Source organism: Pedobacter sp. MR2016-24 (genome assembly GCF_026239655.1).
Lineage (GTDB): Bacteria > Bacteroidota > Bacteroidia > Sphingobacteriales > Sphingobacteriaceae > Pedobacter.
Genome location: NZ_JAPIVO010000004.1, coordinates 435,279 through 455,977, shown reverse-complemented (window position 1 = coordinate 455,977; position 20,699 = coordinate 435,279). Strand labels below are relative to the sequence as shown.

At 42.6% G+C, this 20,699-nt stretch carries 13 protein-coding genes; 1 reads left to right on the top strand and 12 read right to left on the bottom strand.

Annotated elements, in window-relative coordinates; genetic code table 11:
- From OQX62_RS12990 to OQX62_RS12935, 12 genes are all read right to left on the bottom strand, one after another.
- On the bottom strand, positions 1-2,025 hold the full coding sequence (locus tag OQX62_RS12990) for a glycoside hydrolase family 127 protein (protein ID WP_265831965.1): 2,025 nt from the start codon (positions 2,023-2,025) through the stop codon (positions 1-3).
- Between the two features lie 78 nt (positions 2,026-2,103).
- The gene (locus tag OQX62_RS12985; RefSeq protein ID WP_265831964.1) at positions 2,104-5,523 is read right to left on the bottom strand and encodes a glycosyl hydrolase; all 3,420 of its coding nucleotides are present in this window, start codon (positions 5,521-5,523) and stop codon (positions 2,104-2,106) included.
- 2 nt (positions 5,524-5,525) lie between these two features.
- Positions 5,526-6,887: an L-fucose:H+ symporter permease gene (gene fucP, locus OQX62_RS12980; protein WP_265831963.1), complete on the bottom strand. Its 1,362-nt coding sequence runs from the start codon at positions 6,885-6,887 to the stop codon at positions 5,526-5,528.
- Between the two features lie 75 nt (positions 6,888-6,962).
- Positions 6,963-7,412, bottom strand: coding sequence for a MaoC family dehydratase (locus OQX62_RS12975; RefSeq protein WP_265831962.1), 450 nt, complete (start codon positions 7,410-7,412; stop codon positions 6,963-6,965).
- Between the two features lie 13 nt (positions 7,413-7,425).
- Positions 7,426-8,511, bottom strand: coding sequence for a Gfo/Idh/MocA family protein (locus tag OQX62_RS12970; protein ID WP_265831961.1), 1,086 nt, complete (start codon positions 8,509-8,511; stop codon positions 7,426-7,428).
- A gap of 41 nt (positions 8,512-8,552) precedes the next feature.
- The gene (locus OQX62_RS12965; RefSeq protein WP_265831960.1) at positions 8,553-9,827 is read right to left on the bottom strand and encodes an extracellular solute-binding protein; all 1,275 of its coding nucleotides are present in this window, start codon (positions 9,825-9,827) and stop codon (positions 8,553-8,555) included.
- Positions 9,820-10,980 (bottom strand): CaiB/BaiF CoA transferase family protein, encoded by a 1,161-nt coding sequence (locus OQX62_RS12960; protein WP_265831959.1) that lies wholly within the window; start codon positions 10,978-10,980, stop codon positions 9,820-9,822. The genes OQX62_RS12965 and OQX62_RS12960 overlap by 8 nt, the downstream gene beginning before the upstream one ends.
- Positions 10,981-10,983: 3 nt before the next feature.
- Positions 10,984-12,135 (bottom strand): CaiB/BaiF CoA transferase family protein, encoded by a 1,152-nt coding sequence (locus OQX62_RS12955; RefSeq protein WP_265831958.1) that lies wholly within the window; start codon positions 12,133-12,135, stop codon positions 10,984-10,986.
- The gene (locus OQX62_RS12950) at positions 12,132-13,292 is read right to left on the bottom strand and encodes an ABC transporter substrate-binding protein (protein WP_265831957.1); all 1,161 of its coding nucleotides are present in this window, start codon (positions 13,290-13,292) and stop codon (positions 12,132-12,134) included. Before OQX62_RS12950 ends, OQX62_RS12955 begins: the two co-directional genes overlap by 4 nt.
- A gap of 12 nt (positions 13,293-13,304) precedes the next feature.
- Complete coding sequence (locus OQX62_RS12945; RefSeq protein ID WP_265831956.1) at positions 13,305-15,749, bottom strand: sugar-binding domain-containing protein; 2,445 nt, start codon at positions 15,747-15,749, stop codon at positions 13,305-13,307.
- Complete coding sequence (locus OQX62_RS12940) at positions 15,746-16,858, bottom strand: glycosylase (protein WP_265831955.1); 1,113 nt, start codon at positions 16,856-16,858, stop codon at positions 15,746-15,748. The genes OQX62_RS12945 and OQX62_RS12940 overlap by 4 nt, the downstream gene beginning before the upstream one ends.
- A gap of 2 nt (positions 16,859-16,860) precedes the next feature.
- Entirely contained in the window at positions 16,861-19,608 is a 2,748-nt protein-coding gene (locus tag OQX62_RS12935; protein ID WP_265831954.1) for a family 78 glycoside hydrolase catalytic domain, read from the bottom strand.
- A 286-nt stretch (positions 19,609-19,894) separates the two neighbouring features.
- On the opposite strand from OQX62_RS12935, the gene OQX62_RS12930 reads away from it, so the two are divergent.
- The gene (locus OQX62_RS12930) at positions 19,895-20,677 is read left to right on the top strand and encodes an IclR family transcriptional regulator (protein ID WP_265831953.1); all 783 of its coding nucleotides are present in this window, start codon (positions 19,895-19,897) and stop codon (positions 20,675-20,677) included.
- The last annotated feature ends 22 nt before the right edge of the window (positions 20,678-20,699 follow it).

Here is a 20,699-nt window from a genome sequence, read left to right as displayed (position 1 = left end):
TTATCTACTTAAAGGTAACCAAACTGACATCTCTGAATGCCCTCTGTTTCCCCATGAAAAATATGGAACCAGTTTTATGGGGGTCAGCTGATTATGTTTAGCGATGGGATGGTACAATTTATTGCGCCAATTTGTTTCTTCAATCAACCTTGCTTCCCCTTCCAGGCTCATTACCTGAACATCACCGATTGTAGCTGGTGTGACTTTAAACACAATTGATGATGGGATTACCGCATCAAAGATATTCTTACCTTCGAAATCTGTTGACTCCAGGCAGTATACAACCGGCCCTCTTTGTACAGCCACCTGGTTTCTGTTCTCTTCCACCAAAGGGTTAGATTCAATCAGTTGTGCTTCCATCGGTAATACCAGTTCAATCACATCGCCGGCTTTCCAGCTCCTGTTGAGGGCTGTGTAGGAACCAGCTGTGTTGGCTATGGCCAGCACTTTTCCATTCAGACTGATTTTAGCGTGTTCAGCCCAACCGGGGATACGGAAGAACATTCCATAAGGTTTAGTCCCTGTTTCCTGAACAGTGATCTTTATATTGCCCTCCCAGGGATAATTGGTGTCCTGCTTCAACCTGATCCCGGAACCATCGGCTAATTTTGTGTGCAATTCATTTCCTCCGTATAAATTAAAGTACAAGCCCTTCTCCGATACGCTATATAAATAATTATTAACTTCGGCAATGGTACGTACAATATTCGGCGGGCAGCAATTGGATAAAGCAATATAGGGCACACGATCTTTTGACCAGCGCTGTTTAAAGGGTAAATGATCTGATTGAGCCAATGGATTGGTATACAAGAAGTTTTTACCATCCAGACTGATACCAGATAAAACACTATTAAAAAGTGCCAGTTCCATCACATCGGCATATTTAGCGTCACTGGTGATTTGGAGCATGCGCCAGTTCCAGAGCACATTCCCAATATTTGCACAAGTTTCATTATGGGCGGTAAAATTTGGTAATTGATAATCACGGCCAAATGCCTGGTGAATCTTTTGCACTTCTATTGGGTTATAGGACGTACCGTCGGGTGAAGTGCCATCGTATAGCGACCCTAATCCCCCTGTGACATACATTTTATGCTGTGTTACATCATCCCACATTAAATTTAATGAGGTCAATAAGGAGTCGTTTCCGGTTTCTGCATACAAATCCGCCACACCTGCATACAGGTAACTGGCCCGAACGGCATGACCAGTTGCCTTTTTTTGCTGTAAAAATGGAATCCTGTCCTGATTATCGTCCGTTCCATCATCTATTTTTCCCTTGATGGCGATCAGGTGTTTAGCGAGTTCCAGGTAGCGCGGATCTTTTGTGGTCCGGTACATTTCTATCACTCCCATATAGTGAGAAGGACAGATGGCATTTCTGGCCAATGTCGGGGATGCAGTTTTATAGAAATTATAGAGGTAGTTTCCGGCCTTTTTTGCGATGTCTAACAGCGTGGTCTGACCTGTTGCCCGATAATGAATACAGCCTGCCGTCATCAGGTGGCCAATATTATAGGCTTCAAAGCTTAACCGGTCCTGAAATTGATTATTGGCTCCAGTTTTCCGCTGTTCAATCATTGCTTTAGTATAGATATAACCATCAGCCCTTTGCGATTTTCCAATCACAGTGATGGCTTTATCCATCATTGGAAGCAGTTTTGGGTTCCGGGTAGAAGCATAAAGACTGGCCATCGCTTCCAGCGTTTTGTAATAATCTCCATCATGGAAAGAAGGTCCCGAATGTGACCCGGTGTCCAGCCCGGCAGCTATTTCAAAGTTTTTAAAAGCATGACTGATGTTGGGATCGTTATAGATCGCCCACATATTGGGTACCATCGTTTCCGTGGACACTTTAAAGCGGTCTGCCCAAAAGCCTTTAGTCCAGGTTACATCCCCCATGTTAACACTTTGAAGTTTGCTGTAAGCTGAATTGGAAGTATTCACTAAAGCTTTTTCCTGCGCATTCAATACGGAATGAAAGATCAGTACAACAATAACTAAGCTACAGGCATATCTTTTCATTTGTTTATTTTTTTAGTGATGAAGCGATCATGATCTGATCATGTCATTATAATTTGTAAATCGTGCTGGTTTCATATCTTATTTTTCCTCTGTTTGAATAGTAACCGGCCCGACTAACCCGGCGGGATATAAAGGTTTTCCTGCTAAGCGGAAAGGTGCAGTAGTATTGGTTATTCTCTTTTCCGGAGGCAATTTACTATCTCCGATTAAACGGTTGCCCCAGGTATTGGCAATTTCAATGGTAATCAGATTTTCACCTTTTCTGATAGCTTTGCTGATCTCTACGCGGTGTGGTGCAGTCCAGATGGTACCGCAATCCAATCCGTTGACTTTTACGCCGGCAATGTTAGAAAAATCACCTGCATTGATCCATAATTTAGAATCCGTGTCTCCATTGAAAATGATTTTTTTTGTATAAATGGCAGTACCGGAATAGTATTTAACCAGCGTATCAGCACTTTTAGTCCAATCCTGCAGTTGATGATAAATTACAGGCTCTACTGGTCCGCCATCAACCGGATCGAATTTAGCCTGCCAGTCTGCAGATATATCCTGAATCGTTTTATAGCCCAGCCAATTATTTCCGGTGCCTGACGCTGACGCTTTTGCTGGCTGCTTAAATAAGATAAAGAACGATTGATTAGCTTCCAGCTTCAGGGTTAAAGCTGTTTTGCCATTAACAAAGCTCCAGTTATTTACCTTTATTGTATCATTAGATACAGCATCGTAGACTACAGGTATCTTATTGATGATGTTAAAAGTAAAACTCAGTTCACGAACTTTGTCCAGCTGATTAGAAATAAAATAGATGTCCTGATCTGCTGATTTTCTATGGAGAAAAGCAACGTACTTTGCATATGATGGAGTACCGGAGGTTTGTTCTGTCACTGTTAAATCCCTTTCTACGCCAAGTTCACTGAAATCATCTCCATAAAATGGTGCTTTATAAACCAATCCCAAACCTAGTTTTTTAAAAATAATGCTTTCCGAATGTTTAATTTTAGAACTGAAATGCCCGCCCCAAATCTCCGCTACGATCTTATTGAATGCTGTGGCATCAGTTTGTCTGATGCCGGACTGGTAAAGCGGTTTTTCCGCTACAATGACCTTCGCTCCCTGTTTAATTAACTCATACAGCTTTTTAACGGTTTCAAAACTGATGTACTGATAGTTTGGGTTTAAGCTCAGTTTCCCAGTAAACACCAATACTTTGTAGCTAGCCCCGCTGCTAAAAACCACATTGCCGTTTTTAACTGTTGCCGTACTGAGCACATCGGGATTAAAAGAATCATAGGCATATCCCCTTAATGGGTTCACCCAGTTTTCCGGATCAGCCATGTTCGCAGCATGTGTTACGCCAGAAGGTATTTGCCTTAGTGGTTCTCCCGCATTAGCCAATCGTATTTTTTCAGCGGATACCACATCCTTCCCGAAGATGCCCGGTAAAGTTTGTACAAGGCGGTTGGGTAGTACAGAGCGCCTCGGCAATTCTTCTCCTGTAAAAACTGCAATAGCTGTTACTGGTTTACCTTGCTGTAATAAATGCTGACTGCGTGCGGCATAATCTACCCAGGCTTTTCCCAGCTTCCACCAGGTTTGATCACGCTGGAAATAAAGACCGACGCCGTCTAAGGTCATTCCGGGCTTTCTGTCTACCCAGGGATTGTGTGTAAACACATGGTATACCAATTTATTTACACCCAAAGCATAATTCCGGTCCAGCAGTGTTCTCATATTACCCGGATGCTCGTTCCAATCCATCCTCACCGTCGTGAAAGCCTCTGCCTGGACAATATTTTTACCATAAATATGCGCTGCAGAAACTGCATCAAGCATATCATTTGGTTTATCATGGGTCGGACTATTTAACCAGAATTCACCCATCGGCATATCAACTGTTTTGTAATGCAGTAAGCCATCGCTCATCATAGTTGGTGCTACACTTTCAGCGGTAAACCGAAGTCCTTTTTCCTTCGCAAAACCTGCCAGTGTTTTGTAAAAATTGTCTGCAATCAGTTCCGAAATGGTTTTTCTTACATCATAAAGAAAATTCTCAGAGACAGCTACATTCTCCACTGGCAAACCAGTCATGATTGGCAGGTACTTGGTAATATCATAACCACGACGTTTTAGAAATTCTGCTCTGAAAACTGGCGACCAGTTCTGGCTGCCACATTCCCAGCTATCCACATAGAAAACGCTCAATACTTTTTTCGCGAGTTCCGGTCCGGCATGTTTTAAAGCTGCTCCATACCAGTTTTTAATCTGAAGTCTGGTTGCTTCAGGATTGAATTTGTCGCTCTCCAAACCTTTACCACCACCGCCGGTCGCATTGGTATGTCCCGTAGACGTATGTCCAACCCTGAGAACGGTCCAGTTACCAGGGGGCTGTGTCCAATTTAAGGATCCATCAGCTTTCAACCGGTCCGTAATATTGATCAGCTGAGATAAAGGAATGCAGAGCTCCTTTGGAATTTCCGCGGAAGTACTTCTATGGCTGACCCTCCATACAGAACCGTTTTTTCCTTCAAACTGGTTAATCCTTGCCTCAGCAAACAGTTCGAGGTTCAATAATTTTAACGAAGGTTTCCATTTTGCAGCATCCAGATCTTCAGCACCCGGCTCCGAACCTTTTTTATCATACACAAACCTGTAGAATTTAGCGGTAGTGGTTTTAATGCTATGTGTTACATCTTCATCGGTATCCTGCCATCCATGTCTCGGTGGTTCAAGCCGGCCGATGGAATGAAAGGTTTTACCATCATTGCTCACCTCTACAGCCAATCGCTGCGCCTGGTAATTATTCCCTCCTGTTTTTATGGTGATGGAACGGCAGGTAAAAGGCTGCTCAAATTCATACTGTATATAACAAGGTTCATTGGAACCAAAACTTTGTTTATTGCCATCTTTGACTAGCCCTGTTGCATCAGCACCATTGCTGGCCGTAATTTTAGGTTGTATTGTTCTTGTAGAAAGTCCGCTTCCAACTGCCGAAGGATAAGCATATACAGCTATATCCCTGTAATAATTTTCTTTGGATTCCGGCTGAGGTAAAACAATCTTACCTGTATCTCCAGTGACATTTACACCAGACCAAACCACCTTTTGCATAGATAGTTCCGGGCTAATCCAGGGCCCTCCTGCCAATGCAAAACCATCACTGATATGCATGCCCATTTTCAGGTCCAGCCTTTTAGCCTCGCTCATCGCAAACTTTACCATTTGCCACCATTCTGGTGTAAGCTGAACTGCAGCTGGACTGTATAAGGGTGTCGGATCAGCCCCCTGTATCGTTACGAGATAAGCCCCCCCAATACCATTTGCCTTCATTGCTTCCAGATCAGCGGTGATTCCAGGTTTGGAAACTCCAGCTTTAACCCAATACCACAAAACCCACGGTTTCGCATCATCATTTTGCTGTGCCAACGAAATTAAGGGCAGGCAAAAGCTTAGCCATAAGACTGGAAATAGAAACCGGAGGTCTGTTAATTTTTTCATTTTTAACCTGCTATTTGATTTCCCTTTATCTCAGCGGTTTGAATCCCTTTTTCGCCACCAGTTTCATTATTTCTTACTCCAGCAATTTGATAACCCTTTAAACCGAAATAGAGAATGATTAAAAAACATACTAATGGAATGCTATAGCCAATCTGAATATCATCGCCATAAGCATCAATTAAACTTCCCATCCCAAATGGTAAAATAGCGCCGCCTGCAATGGACATAATCAGCCATGACGAACCTGGTTTGGTATCCTCTCCAATCCCCTCAATACCCAGGGCAAAAATGGTAGGGAACATAATTGACATAAAAAAACCTATCGCTCCTAAGGCATATACTACATATGAACCTTGCCCCAATATAGCTACCAGACATAACAGCACACAGATCACCGCATAAATAGACAAAAGTTTATGCGATGAAATAAATTGCAGCAATGCTGTACCCGCAAATCGTCCGGCAGTGAAAAGAAAACCATAAAGCACTAAATAAGATGCTGCAGTTTTTTCATCAAAGCCGCCGCCCTGTTGTGCCATTCTGATGAAAAAGCTGGTTACACATACTTGTGTACCCACATAAAAGAATTGGGCAATAACCGCCCATCGTAAATGTTTATGGCGCAATGCACCAAAGAAACTGCCTTTGGCTTCACCGTCAATACTCCTGGTCTTGATTTCTGGCAAATGGACAAAATAGAATACAATAGCAATAACTACTAACACGATACCCAGAATGATATAGGGTGTTTTAACCGAAGCAGCTTCTTCCAGGAAATAAGTGTTGCGGTTAACCCCGGTCATGGATGCTAATTCTGCCTGAGTATGGGATTTGCCAGATAGAATAAACAAACCACCAATTAATGGAGCCACCATTGCCGCCAACCCATTAAATGAAGCTGCAAGGTTTAACCTGCTTGTTGCTTTGTTCGGATCTCCCAATACCGCAGCATAAGGATTTGCAGAGGTTTCCAGCAGCGTTAAGCCGCAGCCAATGATAAATAACGCGATTAAAAAGGTAGTATAGGATAGGTTATTTGCTGCAGGAACAAACAGGAATGCCCCAAATGCGAAGGCTAATAATCCACAGATCATGGTTGCTTTATAACCCCATCTTTTTAAGATCACACCGGCAGGTATAGCCATCAGGAAATAGGCAAAAAATACAGCGGTATCGATTAAGGTTGATTGCCTGTTGTTGAGATTGCAGGCTTTTTTCAAATGTGGAATTAATATAGAATCCAGGTTATGTGCCATTCCCCAAAGGAAAAATAAGCTGACCACCAGAATAAAGGGCAGTAAATTCTTTCTTCCTGATAAATTACTTCCTTCAACAAGGATATCTGGTTGTGTATTGTGGTTCATTATATTTGGTTTTTCTTTGCTACTTGTAAGCTTATGATCGTTTCATCGTTTTTGTATCTGCGCGCTTCATCTTGATCAGAAAGCCGGCTTTCTTTTGACAACGAGTAAATGATCGCAGACCAATACTACTTCACCATGCTGGTTGATGATTTCCACATGTTCGGTTATAGCCCCATATTCTGGCCGCCTGGATTCAGATTGAGCAGAAATGGTAACTTCTGAATGTATCGTATCACCTATAAAAACAGGTTTTACGAAACGCAGTTTGTCGTAACCCTTAGACATCGCCTCAGGATTAATTTCCGATGCCGTCAGACCTATGCCTATACTAAATACCATAGTTCCATGGGCAATCCGCTGTTTAAATGGTTGCGTTGCACACCATGCTGCATCCATATGGTGCGGAAAGAAATCTCCTGTATGCCCTGCATGAACTACAAAATCAGTTTCTGTAATCGTCCGCCCCAGCGTTACTCTTTTTTCTTCCAGTTGATATTCTTCAAAAAATGTTGATTTGAAATACATGTTTAATTTATTTTTAGTGGCCTTTACCAGAATATTCTATCTTCATTTCAGCACCATCACTTGATTGATAAGCACTTTCTACCACTGCCATGGTATTTATTACATCTTCGACGCTAGTCTTCAATTGCTGATCGGTCCCCTCGTTGAAGCGCATCAGATTTGCCATGGTTCCTATAAATGCTTCCGGAAACCAGGAGCCCTCCAGCTCTACCCTTTTCCATTCCGGGGACTGACCTTCCTCCGGGATACAATACTCAAAAACATCAGCTACCCCATGCGGATAATCCATCAATAAACCCATTTTAGCTTTAATAGCCCCTGTAGTACCTTCCCATTTAATATAACTTTCCTGATGGTCCGGCCCAAAATCATGGTCGTGGTTCGTATTGATCACCGCATGCATCGTATCGCCATAATCGAACAAAATCGTAGAACGGGAGGAGGACAGTTTTTTGGCCGGATGTTTTAAGGTTTTGGCTAAAACACGTTTTGGATTACCTAAAAATGAACGGATCAAATCCACATAGTGAATACTGTGGTACTGGATTTCCAGCCTCGGATGCACGATCACATGCGGAAATATCTCCCAAGGTGTTTTTATTGTCACACGTACCTCCATATCGTACAACTCACCAATCAAACCCTGATCGATCAGGTATTTCGCCGCCGCAGTAAACGGAGCGAAACGTAACTGGAAGTTGATTGCAGCTTTAAATTTCTTCTCCTGGCAAAGGGATAATATCTCTTTTGCCTGTTTAAAGTTATCGCCCATTGGCTTTTGAATCAATACCGCGCTTCCCACAGGCAATTGCCGGAGCGTTTCAATATATTGCTCAGGCATGATAGTCAGGTCGTACACTACATTGGCGGGCGACTGTGCTATAGCTTCTGCAAGGGAACTAAAGACATGAGGGATACCAAATTGATCTGCTAACTTTTGTGCACGTTCTTTAGTGCGGTTAACAATCCCCCAAACCTCAAAACCGGCGATTTTATAGGCAGGAAGATGCGCATCAGCAACAATGCCGCCAGCTCCAATGATAATTATTGGCTGTTTAGTCTCTGGTAACTCTGGTTTGTACTTGATTTCTATACTCATATTTTTTAGTATATCATTCTCTTTATCGGCTAAGGCCATTATCAACATTCATGGCTATTTGTAAGCGCTGTGCTGATGACCTTTTGTAGCGCATTAATTTGTTTTTGGGCCTTATCTAATAATAGCGCCGAACTTTCTCCGGAATTTATGGCTGATAAAACCAATTGGTCAATTATACCGGCAACAGCTACCCAGTTTTTATTTTGAGGGAGACTATAGGCCACATCGTGTAATAATTTCAATTGATGATAAAAAGGGATAGTCTCATTGATTTCCAGATCATTCCAGGTAGAAAGCCTGCAACCGATCCCCCCGGATAAAGTGAGTGCCTTGTCTTGCGCAGCCTGGGTCACAAACAGCAAAAAATCATAAGCAAGGGCCTGATGCCTGCTACCTTTAGCTATCGTGTAGAGCCAGTAGACATTCAGAGAGGCGGAAGACTGACCAATTGCTGCAGGAAGAAGACCTACACCTATTTTTCCCTTCACTCTTGAAGCTGTACCGACCTCGCACATGGCTGCAAAACCAAACCAATTGATCATCATGGCGGCCTCGCCCTGAGAAAAGGCTATGCCTGCCGCTACAGAATCAAAAGTTCCGGATTGCGGATGAACAGCGTTTGTATCGTTAACTAGCTGACGGTAAAAATCAAGTCCGTCTATAGCAGACTGCGTATTAATATTTATATTTCCATGCTGATCTTCGAGCACTCCTCCCCTGGTCCATAACTGCAAACAGAAATCAAATACAGTATTATGTCCATCAGGGAAACAGGCAAATACACTTCCGTATAAATTGTCCTGGGGCCGGTTAAAAAACTTTGCAACCTGATGAAAATCTTCCCAGGTTTTAGGGACTGCTAAAGGTTTTCCATAAAGGCCAAGATAGTTTGCCTGCGCTGTTGCATCCTCGAAGAGATCTTTTCTGTAGATAAAACATTCCGGCCCATCATGAAATGGCAAACCCACAATGTCAGCGCCAAATTGCTGTAAGCCCAGTAAAGAACTGCTCCATCCCTCCGGGAAATTATCAGGCTTCTGATGATCAAGATATGGATTTAATACTTCAAAGGCATTTGCCAGATACCCCTCGTAGACCCAATCCGTATTGATATGGGCAATATCGAACTCACCATTGGCTAATCCGCCCCGGGAAATCGTGCTATCGTACAACTCGTGCAAATCCATCACAACCATTTCCAGTTGAAGTGTGCAACCGGAAAGAGCACAATATTTATCCCAGAACTGCTGCATGGCAGATTCAAAGGGAGCAAATTTTCTTACCGCTATTCTGAAGGTTCCTGTAGTATTAGGCATCTGCAATTATATTTTGGTTGATAAATTCTTTAATCTGAGTATTATCCTGACCTAATTTAGGTGATCCCTTCGCAGAGGTCAGCAACTCTCCATCAATACGTATCGGGCAGCGGGTGGTTTGATACTGATAACCATCGGCCATCTCTACTTCCTGGATCATGTTTAAAGATTTAAATCCATCATGCGCCATCAGTGTATCCCAGTTTAATACGTCTGCACACCAGATATCTGCCGGTTCTAAAATAGAAAGCCAATGCGCTGTACTGCCAGTCAGCAGGTGTTTAGCTAATATAGCTTTAATCTCATCACGTTTAGAATAAGCTTCCATCACATCGGTATAGTCCAGTAACTCCGCACAACCCAGTAGTTTTCCCAATACGGGAATGGAGCCCATTGCTAAGGATAAATATCCGTTTTCTGTCTGATAAATTCCATAAGGAGCCCCCAGATAAGCATTGGCATTGTTCTTTTTAGATCGCTGGGGCAAACAGCCACCATCATTCATAAAGGTGGTGATCGTTTCGAACTGAAAATCGTATGCAGATTCCATCATGCTGACCTGTACAAATCCTCCTTCATTCTTTACCACTTTACGGTATAGACAGGCTAAAATCCCCTGTGCCAGATGCGCACCGGCAAGCATATCTACAACAGATAAACCCATCGCTACCGGACCACTGTCTTCATTTCCTGTTAAGGAGGTCAGTCCGGTTACCGATTGCAGCAGTAAATCCTGACCCGGTTTGCCTTTCCAGTCGCCACCAGTGCCATAACCTGAAATCTCTCCATAGATGATTTTCGGATTGAGGACAGCTACAGCGTTGTAATCAAAACCTAAACGCTCCATCACTCCAGGACGGAAATTATGGATCATCACATCTGCTTTCTTCAGCAATTCCTGTACTAATTTTTTATCGTCCTCATTTTTTAAATCCACTTCCAGGCTTTCTTTATTCCTGTTAATGGCATGAAAAACGGATGATTCACCATTCATAATTAAGTCTGACGTGTATAATGTCCGGCAAATATCACCAACACCTAAACGCTCAATTTTGATCACCCGGGCACCAAAATCTGCTAAACGCAAACTTGCTGATGGCCCGGAAAGGAACTGGCTAAAATCGATAACTAAATAATCTTCAAGCGGTCGCATAACTTAATTTATATCAAACTCATTATTAATAGCTGCGGTATCAAAACCTAATTTTGGAGCCGCTTTAGCAGCAAATAGCTTTTCATGATCTAAACGAATAGGACTTACAGTAGTCCTGATCTGCTTAGCATTACCCAAATCCAGCTGTTGTTCTATCTGCAGGTATTCGTAATTATTTAAGGCGGTGGCAGACTGGTAATTCAAAACTTCTGCACACCAGATACCGTGTCGCTCTAAGCGCTCCAGCCACAGGCGGGAAGGCTGTTTTTTAAATGTCTCTGCCAGTCGTTCAATTAACAAATCACGGTTTTCGAAAGCGGAATGGGTATCAGTATAGAGATCGGTGATATCACAGTCAATTAACTGGCAGATCTCGGGTAAACTGCCCATAGCTAAAGCCAGGTATCCGTCTGCTGTTTCATACATTCCATAAGGAGCACTCAGATAGGCATGTGCACTTCCTTTGGCCTGACTTCGGTTAGGCAATTTACCACCATCATTCAGATAAGTGGTGATCACTTCAAACTGCACATCTAAAACTGATTCCAGCAGGCTAACTTCTACCAACACCCCTTTATTGGTTTTAGCGCGCTTGATTAATGCAGCCATCACCCCCTGCGCCAAATGATTACCACACATGATATCAGAAACTGATAAACCAAAAGGTACAGGTCCGTCAATGGCAGAGCCTGATAAATAGGTAAGTCCGGAAACCGACTGCACCAATAAATCCTGACCCGGCTTGCCGGCCCATGGGCCTTCTTTGCCATATCCGGTCACTACGCCATAAATCAGCTGCGGATTTATTAACTGTACGGACTGATAATCCAAACCTATCTTCTCCATTACACCAGGTCTGAAATTGTGGGTCATGATATCTGCCTTTGCAATCAGCTGTTTTAATTTAGCCAGATCTTCCGGGTTTTTCAGATCGGCGGCATACGATTCTTTATTGCGGTTAATGGTATGAAACAGCAAGCTATCCTCTTCTACAAAAATATTCTTGATGGATAGCTGTCTGCAGGCATCTCCGCTTCCGGGACGCTCTATCTTGATTACCCTTGCCCCTAAATCTGCCAGTTTCAAACCAGCAGATGGTCCGGCCAGAAACTGGCAGAACTCTAAAACTAAAAGCCCTTCTAATGGTCTGTTCATGATATCTTCAGGGTTTTAGATTTGTGATATAATTCATTTAAGGCCGACAAGACCTGTTGTTCTGAACCTCCGTTCATTAAATAATCTCTCACCACATCACCGGCATGGTCCTGAAAAAACATAGAACCATGGTACCTGGGACGAAGAAATGCTCTTTCTAATGCAGGTAGTGTATTGCTGAAATAATGGTGGCTCTGCCTGTTTACTTCTTCGTTTTTCCAGGCAGATAAATGTCCGGGCTGTCCGCCGCTTTCAAAGAACAAAGTCTGCTGGCATGCCGGAGAACCCACATATTCTGCATATGCAGCTGCAACTGTGAGCTCTTCACATTTGGAAGAAATAGCGAGACCGGTTCCGCCTAATGTACTGCGCAGCTTAGTTTTACCATTTAGCGAGATCATGTCATGAAAATGCAGTGGTTTGCGGGCATAACCCTTTCTGGAGTAATTCGCATAGCCATAAGCAAAAGGACAATAAGCAATTTCATCAGCTTGTGTCATCGCCTCATACACCTGTATTGGGTTTCTGTTAAAGTTTTCCTTGTCTATTTTATTGGCAAGCATGCGATATAACGACAAAGCTTTTACCCCTGTCTCTGTAGAAATAACCTGGTCATCGCTCTGGCAGGGATCTTCTCCTAAAGAGCAGCAAATGGTATAAAAATTCATTAAAACATCAATGGGAATACCAGCAAAGGCAACCAGACCTGAATCGGCCAAAACCATCAGATCTTCAAAAGATTCAGGCAATTGCAAACCTTTTTCTGCCAGCAAATCTGGTCGCGATGCCGCCACAGGAGTCGCAGCATCAATCGGCAGTGCCCACAAGTGCCCGTCATAGTGATAACTCTCATAAGATGCGCCCACGGAGTTCAACTGCTGATCTGTTAAATATGCCTCAGACAGATAGTTGTCAAGCGGAATGATCGACTTTGTTTTTGCTGCAAAGCCAGCCCATGGATGATCTATCACCAATAAATCAAATCTTTCTGCCAGTTCCTGGATAGAAAAATCTGCGAATTGCTGTAAACTCCTTTTCTCCCAGCTGATCTGAACATGAGGGTGCAGCTCCGAAAACCGCTGCGCTGTAGCAACCATCGGTAAAAAACCACGACTGTGGTTCCAGGTTATCCCTCTTAAACTAATTTGTTTTTCCAAAATGCTACAAAATTATTTAACTGAATTTATTGTTATCATTGCTGCTTTTAACCCCTTGGCGCTTGCAGTCAGCTTGATTGTTCCACCTTTTTCCTGCGCCTGTATAATGGCCAGACATAAACCATGAAATGCTTTCCGGTAATTCGCCTTAAATGGCTCTAAACTTGCCTGAAATCCATTGTCTACACCAGCGATTGTACCAGCACCTGTCAGGTTAAACTGGACAAGGTCATCTGCATCGGGCACTACATTTCCGTCTTTATCTAAAATTCTTACAGTGACAAAGGATAAATCTTTACCATCTGCTTTGATCGTGGCCCTATCGGCAATCAGTTCAATTTTTACGGGTGCATTAGCCGTTTTTACAGTTTTAACCAGCACTTCCCTGCCATCTTTCCTGGATACTACGCGTAATGTGCCTGGCTCAAAATTCACCTTCCACAACACGTGCAGGTCGTCACCTTCCTTAGACCGCTTCCCTAAGGATTTCCCGTTCAGATACAATTCCACTTCATCTGCCTGATTATAATAAGCCCAAACCTCTACAGATTTGCCTTTTTCCCAGTTCCAATGCGGCAGCAGATGCAGCACAGGCTTGTCTGTCCACTCACTTTGATACATATAGTAAGCATCCTTTGGGAAACCAGCTAAATCCACAATCCCGAAATAAGAACTTCGGGCAGGCCATGGATAAGGTAAAGGCTCTCCAAGGTAATCGAAGCCAGTCCACACAAATATTCCGGATACATGGCCATATTTTTTTGCCTCTTTCCAGGTTTCTTCATGAGTAGAGCCCCAATAGGCAGAGACATTATCATAAGATGAGGCCGACCATGCTGCATTACCTTCTGTAAATTTGGTCTTGCCATCTCTGGGCCATCGGCGTACCGTATCAGCTGTATCATAAAAACCCCTGGTCTCTAAAGCCGAGGTGGTTTCTGTAGCCAGAAACTTAACACCCGGATAATTTATCGGAAAATCTTTGTAACGCTTATGGTTATAATTTAAACCATAAATATCCAGGGCATTGGCCTGATAGATAAAATTCTTTTTGGGATCAGTCTCTGTTAAAGCAGAAATCACCGGACGGCTATCATCCAAACTTTTAACTATGCCCACCAATTCTTTGGTGATCGCCACCCCGGTGCTGTCAAACTGCTCACGGATCTCGTTACCAATGCTCCACAAGATGATAGATGGGTGATTGCGGTCTCGCTTTAGCATATCTTCCAGATCTCTTTTATGCCATAGCGGAAAATCCAGGTGATAATCTTTCGGGTTTTTCTTCTTCTTCCACATATCAAAAGCCTCATCCATCACCAGGAAACCCATTTTATCACATAAGTCAAGAAACTCTGGTGCTGGTGGATTGTGCGCAGTGCGGATAGCGTTGCAGCCCATAGCTTTCAAAATTTCCAGCTGGCGTTCTATTGCACGTGTATTTACCGCAGCACCTAATGCGCCTAAATCATGGTGTAAACAGACGCCCAGGATCTTTGTTGATATCCCATTAAGGTAAAAACCAGTTTGTGCATCAAATTGAATATGGCGGACACCAAACAGGTTTTCCGTTTGATCAATCACCTGATCGGACTGCAAAATTTGCGTGATGACTTTATATTGATAGGGGTTTGTGGTCGACCACAGTCTTGGATTTTTAAAACTGATGCTATCCTTCAGTGCAATTCCCGCTGTATCTATTTGAATAGGAGGAGATTTGCTTTGCCCAACGAGTTGATTTGAAGCATCATACACAGAATAAAGAACAGTGACAGCTTTTACCTTACCGGTTTGATTTTGAATATCGGTTTTAACCTTAACCAATGCCTCGTCACCCCTGTCCAGGGTATTGCCAGCCATTTTCACAGATGCATTTACGAAAGTACCCCAATGGGCCACAGCTAGTTTAGCAGTAGAGGTTAACCATACATTTCTGTAAATGCCGGAACCTGAATACCAGCGCGAATCCGGCTGGGCCGAATTATCCACTTTGACCGCAATTGTATTCTTTCCTGCTTTGAGGAAAGAACCAATTTCATAAGCAAATGAACTATAACCATAAGGTCTTTTACCTAAATAATGGCCATTGATCCATACTTCAGCATTTTTGTATACCCCATCAAATTCTATTGTAACCAGTCTGTTTTTTAAGTTAACAGGTGCGTTGAATGATTTTCTGTACCAGCCAATTCCCGTTGGCAAACCACCGCCTTCTGGCTTTGCCGGGTTCTTCTCATCAAATTTGCCTTCTATACTCCAGTCATGGGGCAAAGTTAATTTCCGCCAGTTCCCGTCATTAAAAGCAGGAGATTTAGCTTCCGTTAAGTCGCCTGCAAAAAACTTCCAGTCTTTGTTAAAACTCTCCCTTATTCTGGATTGCCCCAGAGCTGTCATGCTCAGTGTCAGCACAAACACTAAGGCACTAAAGAATCTGTATCTGCTGGTTATCTTCATCATTTGTCAGTACCTATAAAAGTTAATTTGCTTTTCCCCAGATCTTTCGAAGTGGCTACTGCAATTCCGCGCTGGTCTTTTTGATTCACCGCACAGTAAAAATGGTAAACAACGCCTTTGTGTTTAATCACAAAAGATTTATGCGCATATAATTCATCATACTTTTCGGAAGAGCGGATCAGGTCTTCCCCTTGCCAGTCCGTCCAGTTCATCAAATCATCAGAAGCTGCAAAGCGGTTAAAGGCACCTTGTTTGTCTTTCCAGAACGCGCCGAAATAGAACATCACCCAGGTTCCATTTATCTTTTGGATCACCCCATCACCAGTAATCCCGACCGGATGATGAACTACCGGATTTCTGCCAAAGCGTTTCCAATGTTGCATATCATCAGCAACCGCCATTCCTATTCTTTCATACCATCTTGTCTTTTTATTATTGACCAGCGAATCGCCAACAGCATTATAATACATTACAAAGCGATGACCGGTAAGCTTTTGTTTATCTTCAATAATGGTACTTTTAAATAGTTTATTGCGGTTATCCCACCAGCTAACATCTGCGTCAGCAGAAGTGAGAACAGGTTTAGATAAACGTGTCCATTCCTGCACAACTGAGGGTTTTTGAGTGCTGTAAGCAATACCAATAGATAAGGGTTCCGTTTCATAACCTTTCTCTTTACCGCCGAAATAAGACATCCAGTACTTGCCGTCATATTTACCCAATTGATACTTTCCGCCCCATTCAGTATCCTGTAATGCATTGTAACCTGCTTTCTGGTTATCGTCCCAATTGCCTTCATCAGCAAAAGACAATAGTTTGCCCCGGTTCTCCCATTTCAGCAAATCTTTACTTCTTGAAAGCCAGGTTTCGTAACCCCTGCCACTATAGATCAAGTAAGTCATATACCAGTAATCTCCATCTTTAAAGATGGTCGGACAATCCATTTTATGGTCATTGTCTGCCGGAACCATCACCAATCCATATTTAAATGGTGTTTTCACTTCCTGGTAAATCTGCTCCATCACCTTCGGTGATACCGGTTTTGAAATACCCTGACCAACCGCAGAAAATGCTGTAAAAACACCGATTAAAACTATAGCGATCCCTCTCATACTCAGTTAACCTTAAATTTGTAGTGACCTGAACCAATGCCGATTTTGGCTCTGCCTGATGCATAACCTATTTTTTGGAATTCTGCACCTGATTCTTCCTCAATTTTATGGCTGACTCCAGCCGGAAGATATAGGATGGCAGTAGTATTAGCCGGGATATCAATTTCCATTTCAAAACTTTGCCCGGTTTTTTTCCAGTCTGTAGCGATTAAACCATATGGTGAATTGTAACTGGTTTTAGCGAAACTAAGATCACCAGTAACCTGAGGGTAAATCCGGATTTTGCTGAATGCAATCCCATCATCCTGCTGACCAATACCGCCAACACCACTATAAAACCATTCCATTAAATGCCCTAACATAAAATGATTGTTTGACACCGTCGGCAATGCAGCCCAGGATTCTGTGAGTGCCGTAGCACCCTTTTCTATCTGCATACCATATCCCGGGACATCAGACCTGCTGTTCATATCAAAAATCACATCAGATCTGCCGGCATCTTCCAGCACCCGCAGCACATAACGGTAGCCGATATCGCCAGCAGTCAGACTATTTTGATGTGCTCTTATATCTTTTACAAGGTTGTCAATTACCGCAGCCTTATCCTTTTCTTCGACCAGTCCCATATATACCGCCATAGCATTGGCAGCCTGACTCCCCGTTGCGTATTGTTTGGTTTGTGTATTGAAAAATTGTTTGTTAAAAGCCTCCCTGACTGCTTTGGCAAGCTGTGCGTATTTTAGCGCATCTGCCTTTTTACCTGTAAGCGTCGCCATCTTATTCAAAATAATCAGGTCATAGTAATAGATGGCGGTTCCCGTTACACCCATAGGTGTAAGCTGCGATACCCCTGGAGGATGAGGTCCCAGATCGTACCAGTCTCCTAAGCCTTGTGATAAAATATGGTGCTGCGCTTTGGTCCCCAGGTAATCGATGTACCGTTGCATCATCGCATAGTTATCCGTAATAGCTTGTTGATCACCATACCACTGATATAAATACCAGGGCATTAAAATACCGCTGCTTCCCCATTCAGGAGAATCGCGGAACATATCCCCTCCCCATTCAAATTTAACGTATTCAGGAGCAATTTCAGGAATGAGCCCGTTTTCCAGCTGTGAGTTTTTCATGTCCTGCAAAGCTTTTTTGAATAATGGTGCTGCGTTGTAGTTGTATCTTACGGAACTGCCCATTAAATGCAACTCCTCTAACCAGCCCAGCTTCTCCCGGTGGGGACAATCTGTAAAAACACTGACCATATTACTTTTAATGGCCCAGTCAATCAGATCGTAAGTTTTGTTGAATAGTGTATTGGAACTGGAAAAACTTCCAACCTTTGCCGCAGCATTGCGAATATGCAGCCCTTTTAAAGATGTGATAAGCGGCTGACCTGATGTATGCGCTTTACCTGAGGGAACTGCACCTTTAACTTGTAAATAGCGGAATCCGGTATAGGTAAAACGCGGCGACCAGGTTTCCGTTCCCCCTCCTTTCAAAATATAAGTGAAATATGAAGGCCCGCCGATATTCTTTTGTGTCACGCTGCCATCTGATTTTAGTAATTCTGCCGGTATGATGCGAACCGTATCTCCTTTTTTACCCGACACTTTAAGTTCGATGATACCAGAAGCATTCTGGCCTAAATCATACACCCATTGGCCATCAGCAACTGCATTCACCTGCTTTGGAGAGAAATGCTCAAATACCTTTACAGGCTCCTCTCGCTGTGCTTTTAATGCCGGTCCGTCAACTGATAGTGCCAATTTCCATTTGTCATCCTTAAAACCCGGTTCGTCCCATCCCTGTTGTTCCAGGTTGGCATTATAATCCTCACCGCCATAAATACTGGAAAAGGTAATCGCTGAAGGAGCAGTTTTCCAGGAAGGATTACTGACAACGTCTGTACTGCTGCCATCGGCGTAAGTAATATGTATCCGGCAGATCATCTTCGGATAGCCAAAAGCAGATTTTAGTTTTCGATACCTTCCTTTGACCGGTGGAACATAATAAAAACCATTCCCCAATAACACACCAATTGCGTTTTCCCCTTTTTTAAGCTGACTGGTTACGTCAAAAGCTACGTATAAAGCTTCTTTATCATATTTGGTCCAGCCAGGAGATAAAAAGTGATCCCCGGTTTTCTGTCCGTTAATATGCATTTCAAACTGACCTAAGCCAGAGATGTATGCTACAGCGTTTTTCACCTGCTTATCCACTTTAAAGCTTTTGCGAAAAATGGGCAGGATATTATTGGCATTAAACTTATCCTTTTTACCATCAGTTGGAAGTACGTTGATATTGGAATCTGCTAATTTCTCATAGGCAATCCATTTTGCCCCTTTCCAATCTGAAGTATGAAGTAAACCCATCCGCCAGTCAGCAATAGCGCTCCAGGCGGTAGTATGCTGATTGTCCCAGACCTTCACTTTCCAATAATAGATCTTACCGGATATTAATTGTGGTCCGGCATAAGCATGCTGAATAGAGGCTGAAGAGCTTACTTTTTTTGAGTCCCAGATATTTCCTTTATCCTGTTTTAAATCCCGCAGATTATCGGCGACAAGGATTTGATAAGCTGTTTGAATAATATTGTACTGTGAAGAACTGATTTTCCAATTTAATACAGGCTGAAGATGACCAATACCGATAGGATTAGTTCTATAATCGCAAGTAAGTTCAACAATCCTGATTTTTGCATTAAGCGCAAAGCTGATTAGCCAAAATCCAGAAAAGATAATAAATTTGCTCATACAGCGCATGGCGTTTAGCTAATTATTATACCGCATGACGGTATATTATTCGGTTTATAATTGGTTTTTCATTTTGCTGATCCTGGAAGCATAATTCCGCTTTTTATCCTCAATCCATCCCGACCAATGCATATGTAAAACACCGGCCGTTAATTCAAATATAAATATTTTTTTTAAATATGAAAATGTATATTGATGCAATATTTATTTAAATGCTTGCCACAAATAAATATAAAAGCATTTTGTATGTTTGAATGGCAAAAATTAAATCTAACCAACATAGTATATGGACGAGAAAGAATCAAAGTATCAGGCACCAGCGCTCGACAAAGGGCTTGATATATTGGAGTATTTATCTGCTCAGTCTATTCCCCTTTCACAGACTGAAATTGCTACTGGCATTGAAAAAACGCCAAATGAGATTTACAGGATGCTGATGAGCCTGGAAAGCCGCGGTTATATTTTGAGGGATGAGGTTTCTGGTAAATACCGTTTGTCTTTAAAACTATTTTACCTTTCTCACCGCCACTCTCCTATTGATGAATTACGTAAGGCTGCGCAGTATCCCCTGGAAGAGCTGGCCAATAATGTACGTCAATCCTGCCATTTGAGTATTTTATACATGAACCAGGTCATGGTGATTATCCATGCAAAAAGTCCTGGTCCGATTGCCCTTTCCATTGAAGAAGGTAACCTCTTCCCTTTACCATTAACCGCATCGGGAAAAGTGTTACTGGCGTACATGAATGAAGCGGAACGCAAAAGAACGCTGAAAGCAAATGTGATCTTTAAAAAGCACCCCAAAGAATGGCAGGAAGAGTTTGTCACATCATTGGAAGAAATCAGGTTAAACGGTGTCTATCTCAAAGACAGTGATCTGGCCGCAGGTGTAACTGATATCTCTGTTCCCGTAGGTATACACAGCAATAATGGAATTATCGCCTGTTTAACAATTTCTATGTTAAACGCTTTGAATAATGATAAAAGCATTACGAATGAAGAGATCCTGGAAGAAGCTACTAAATGTGTGAAGAAAATAGAAAAAAGAATCGGTTTATTTAAAATCTAATCACGCTGCGCTTATTCTTTAA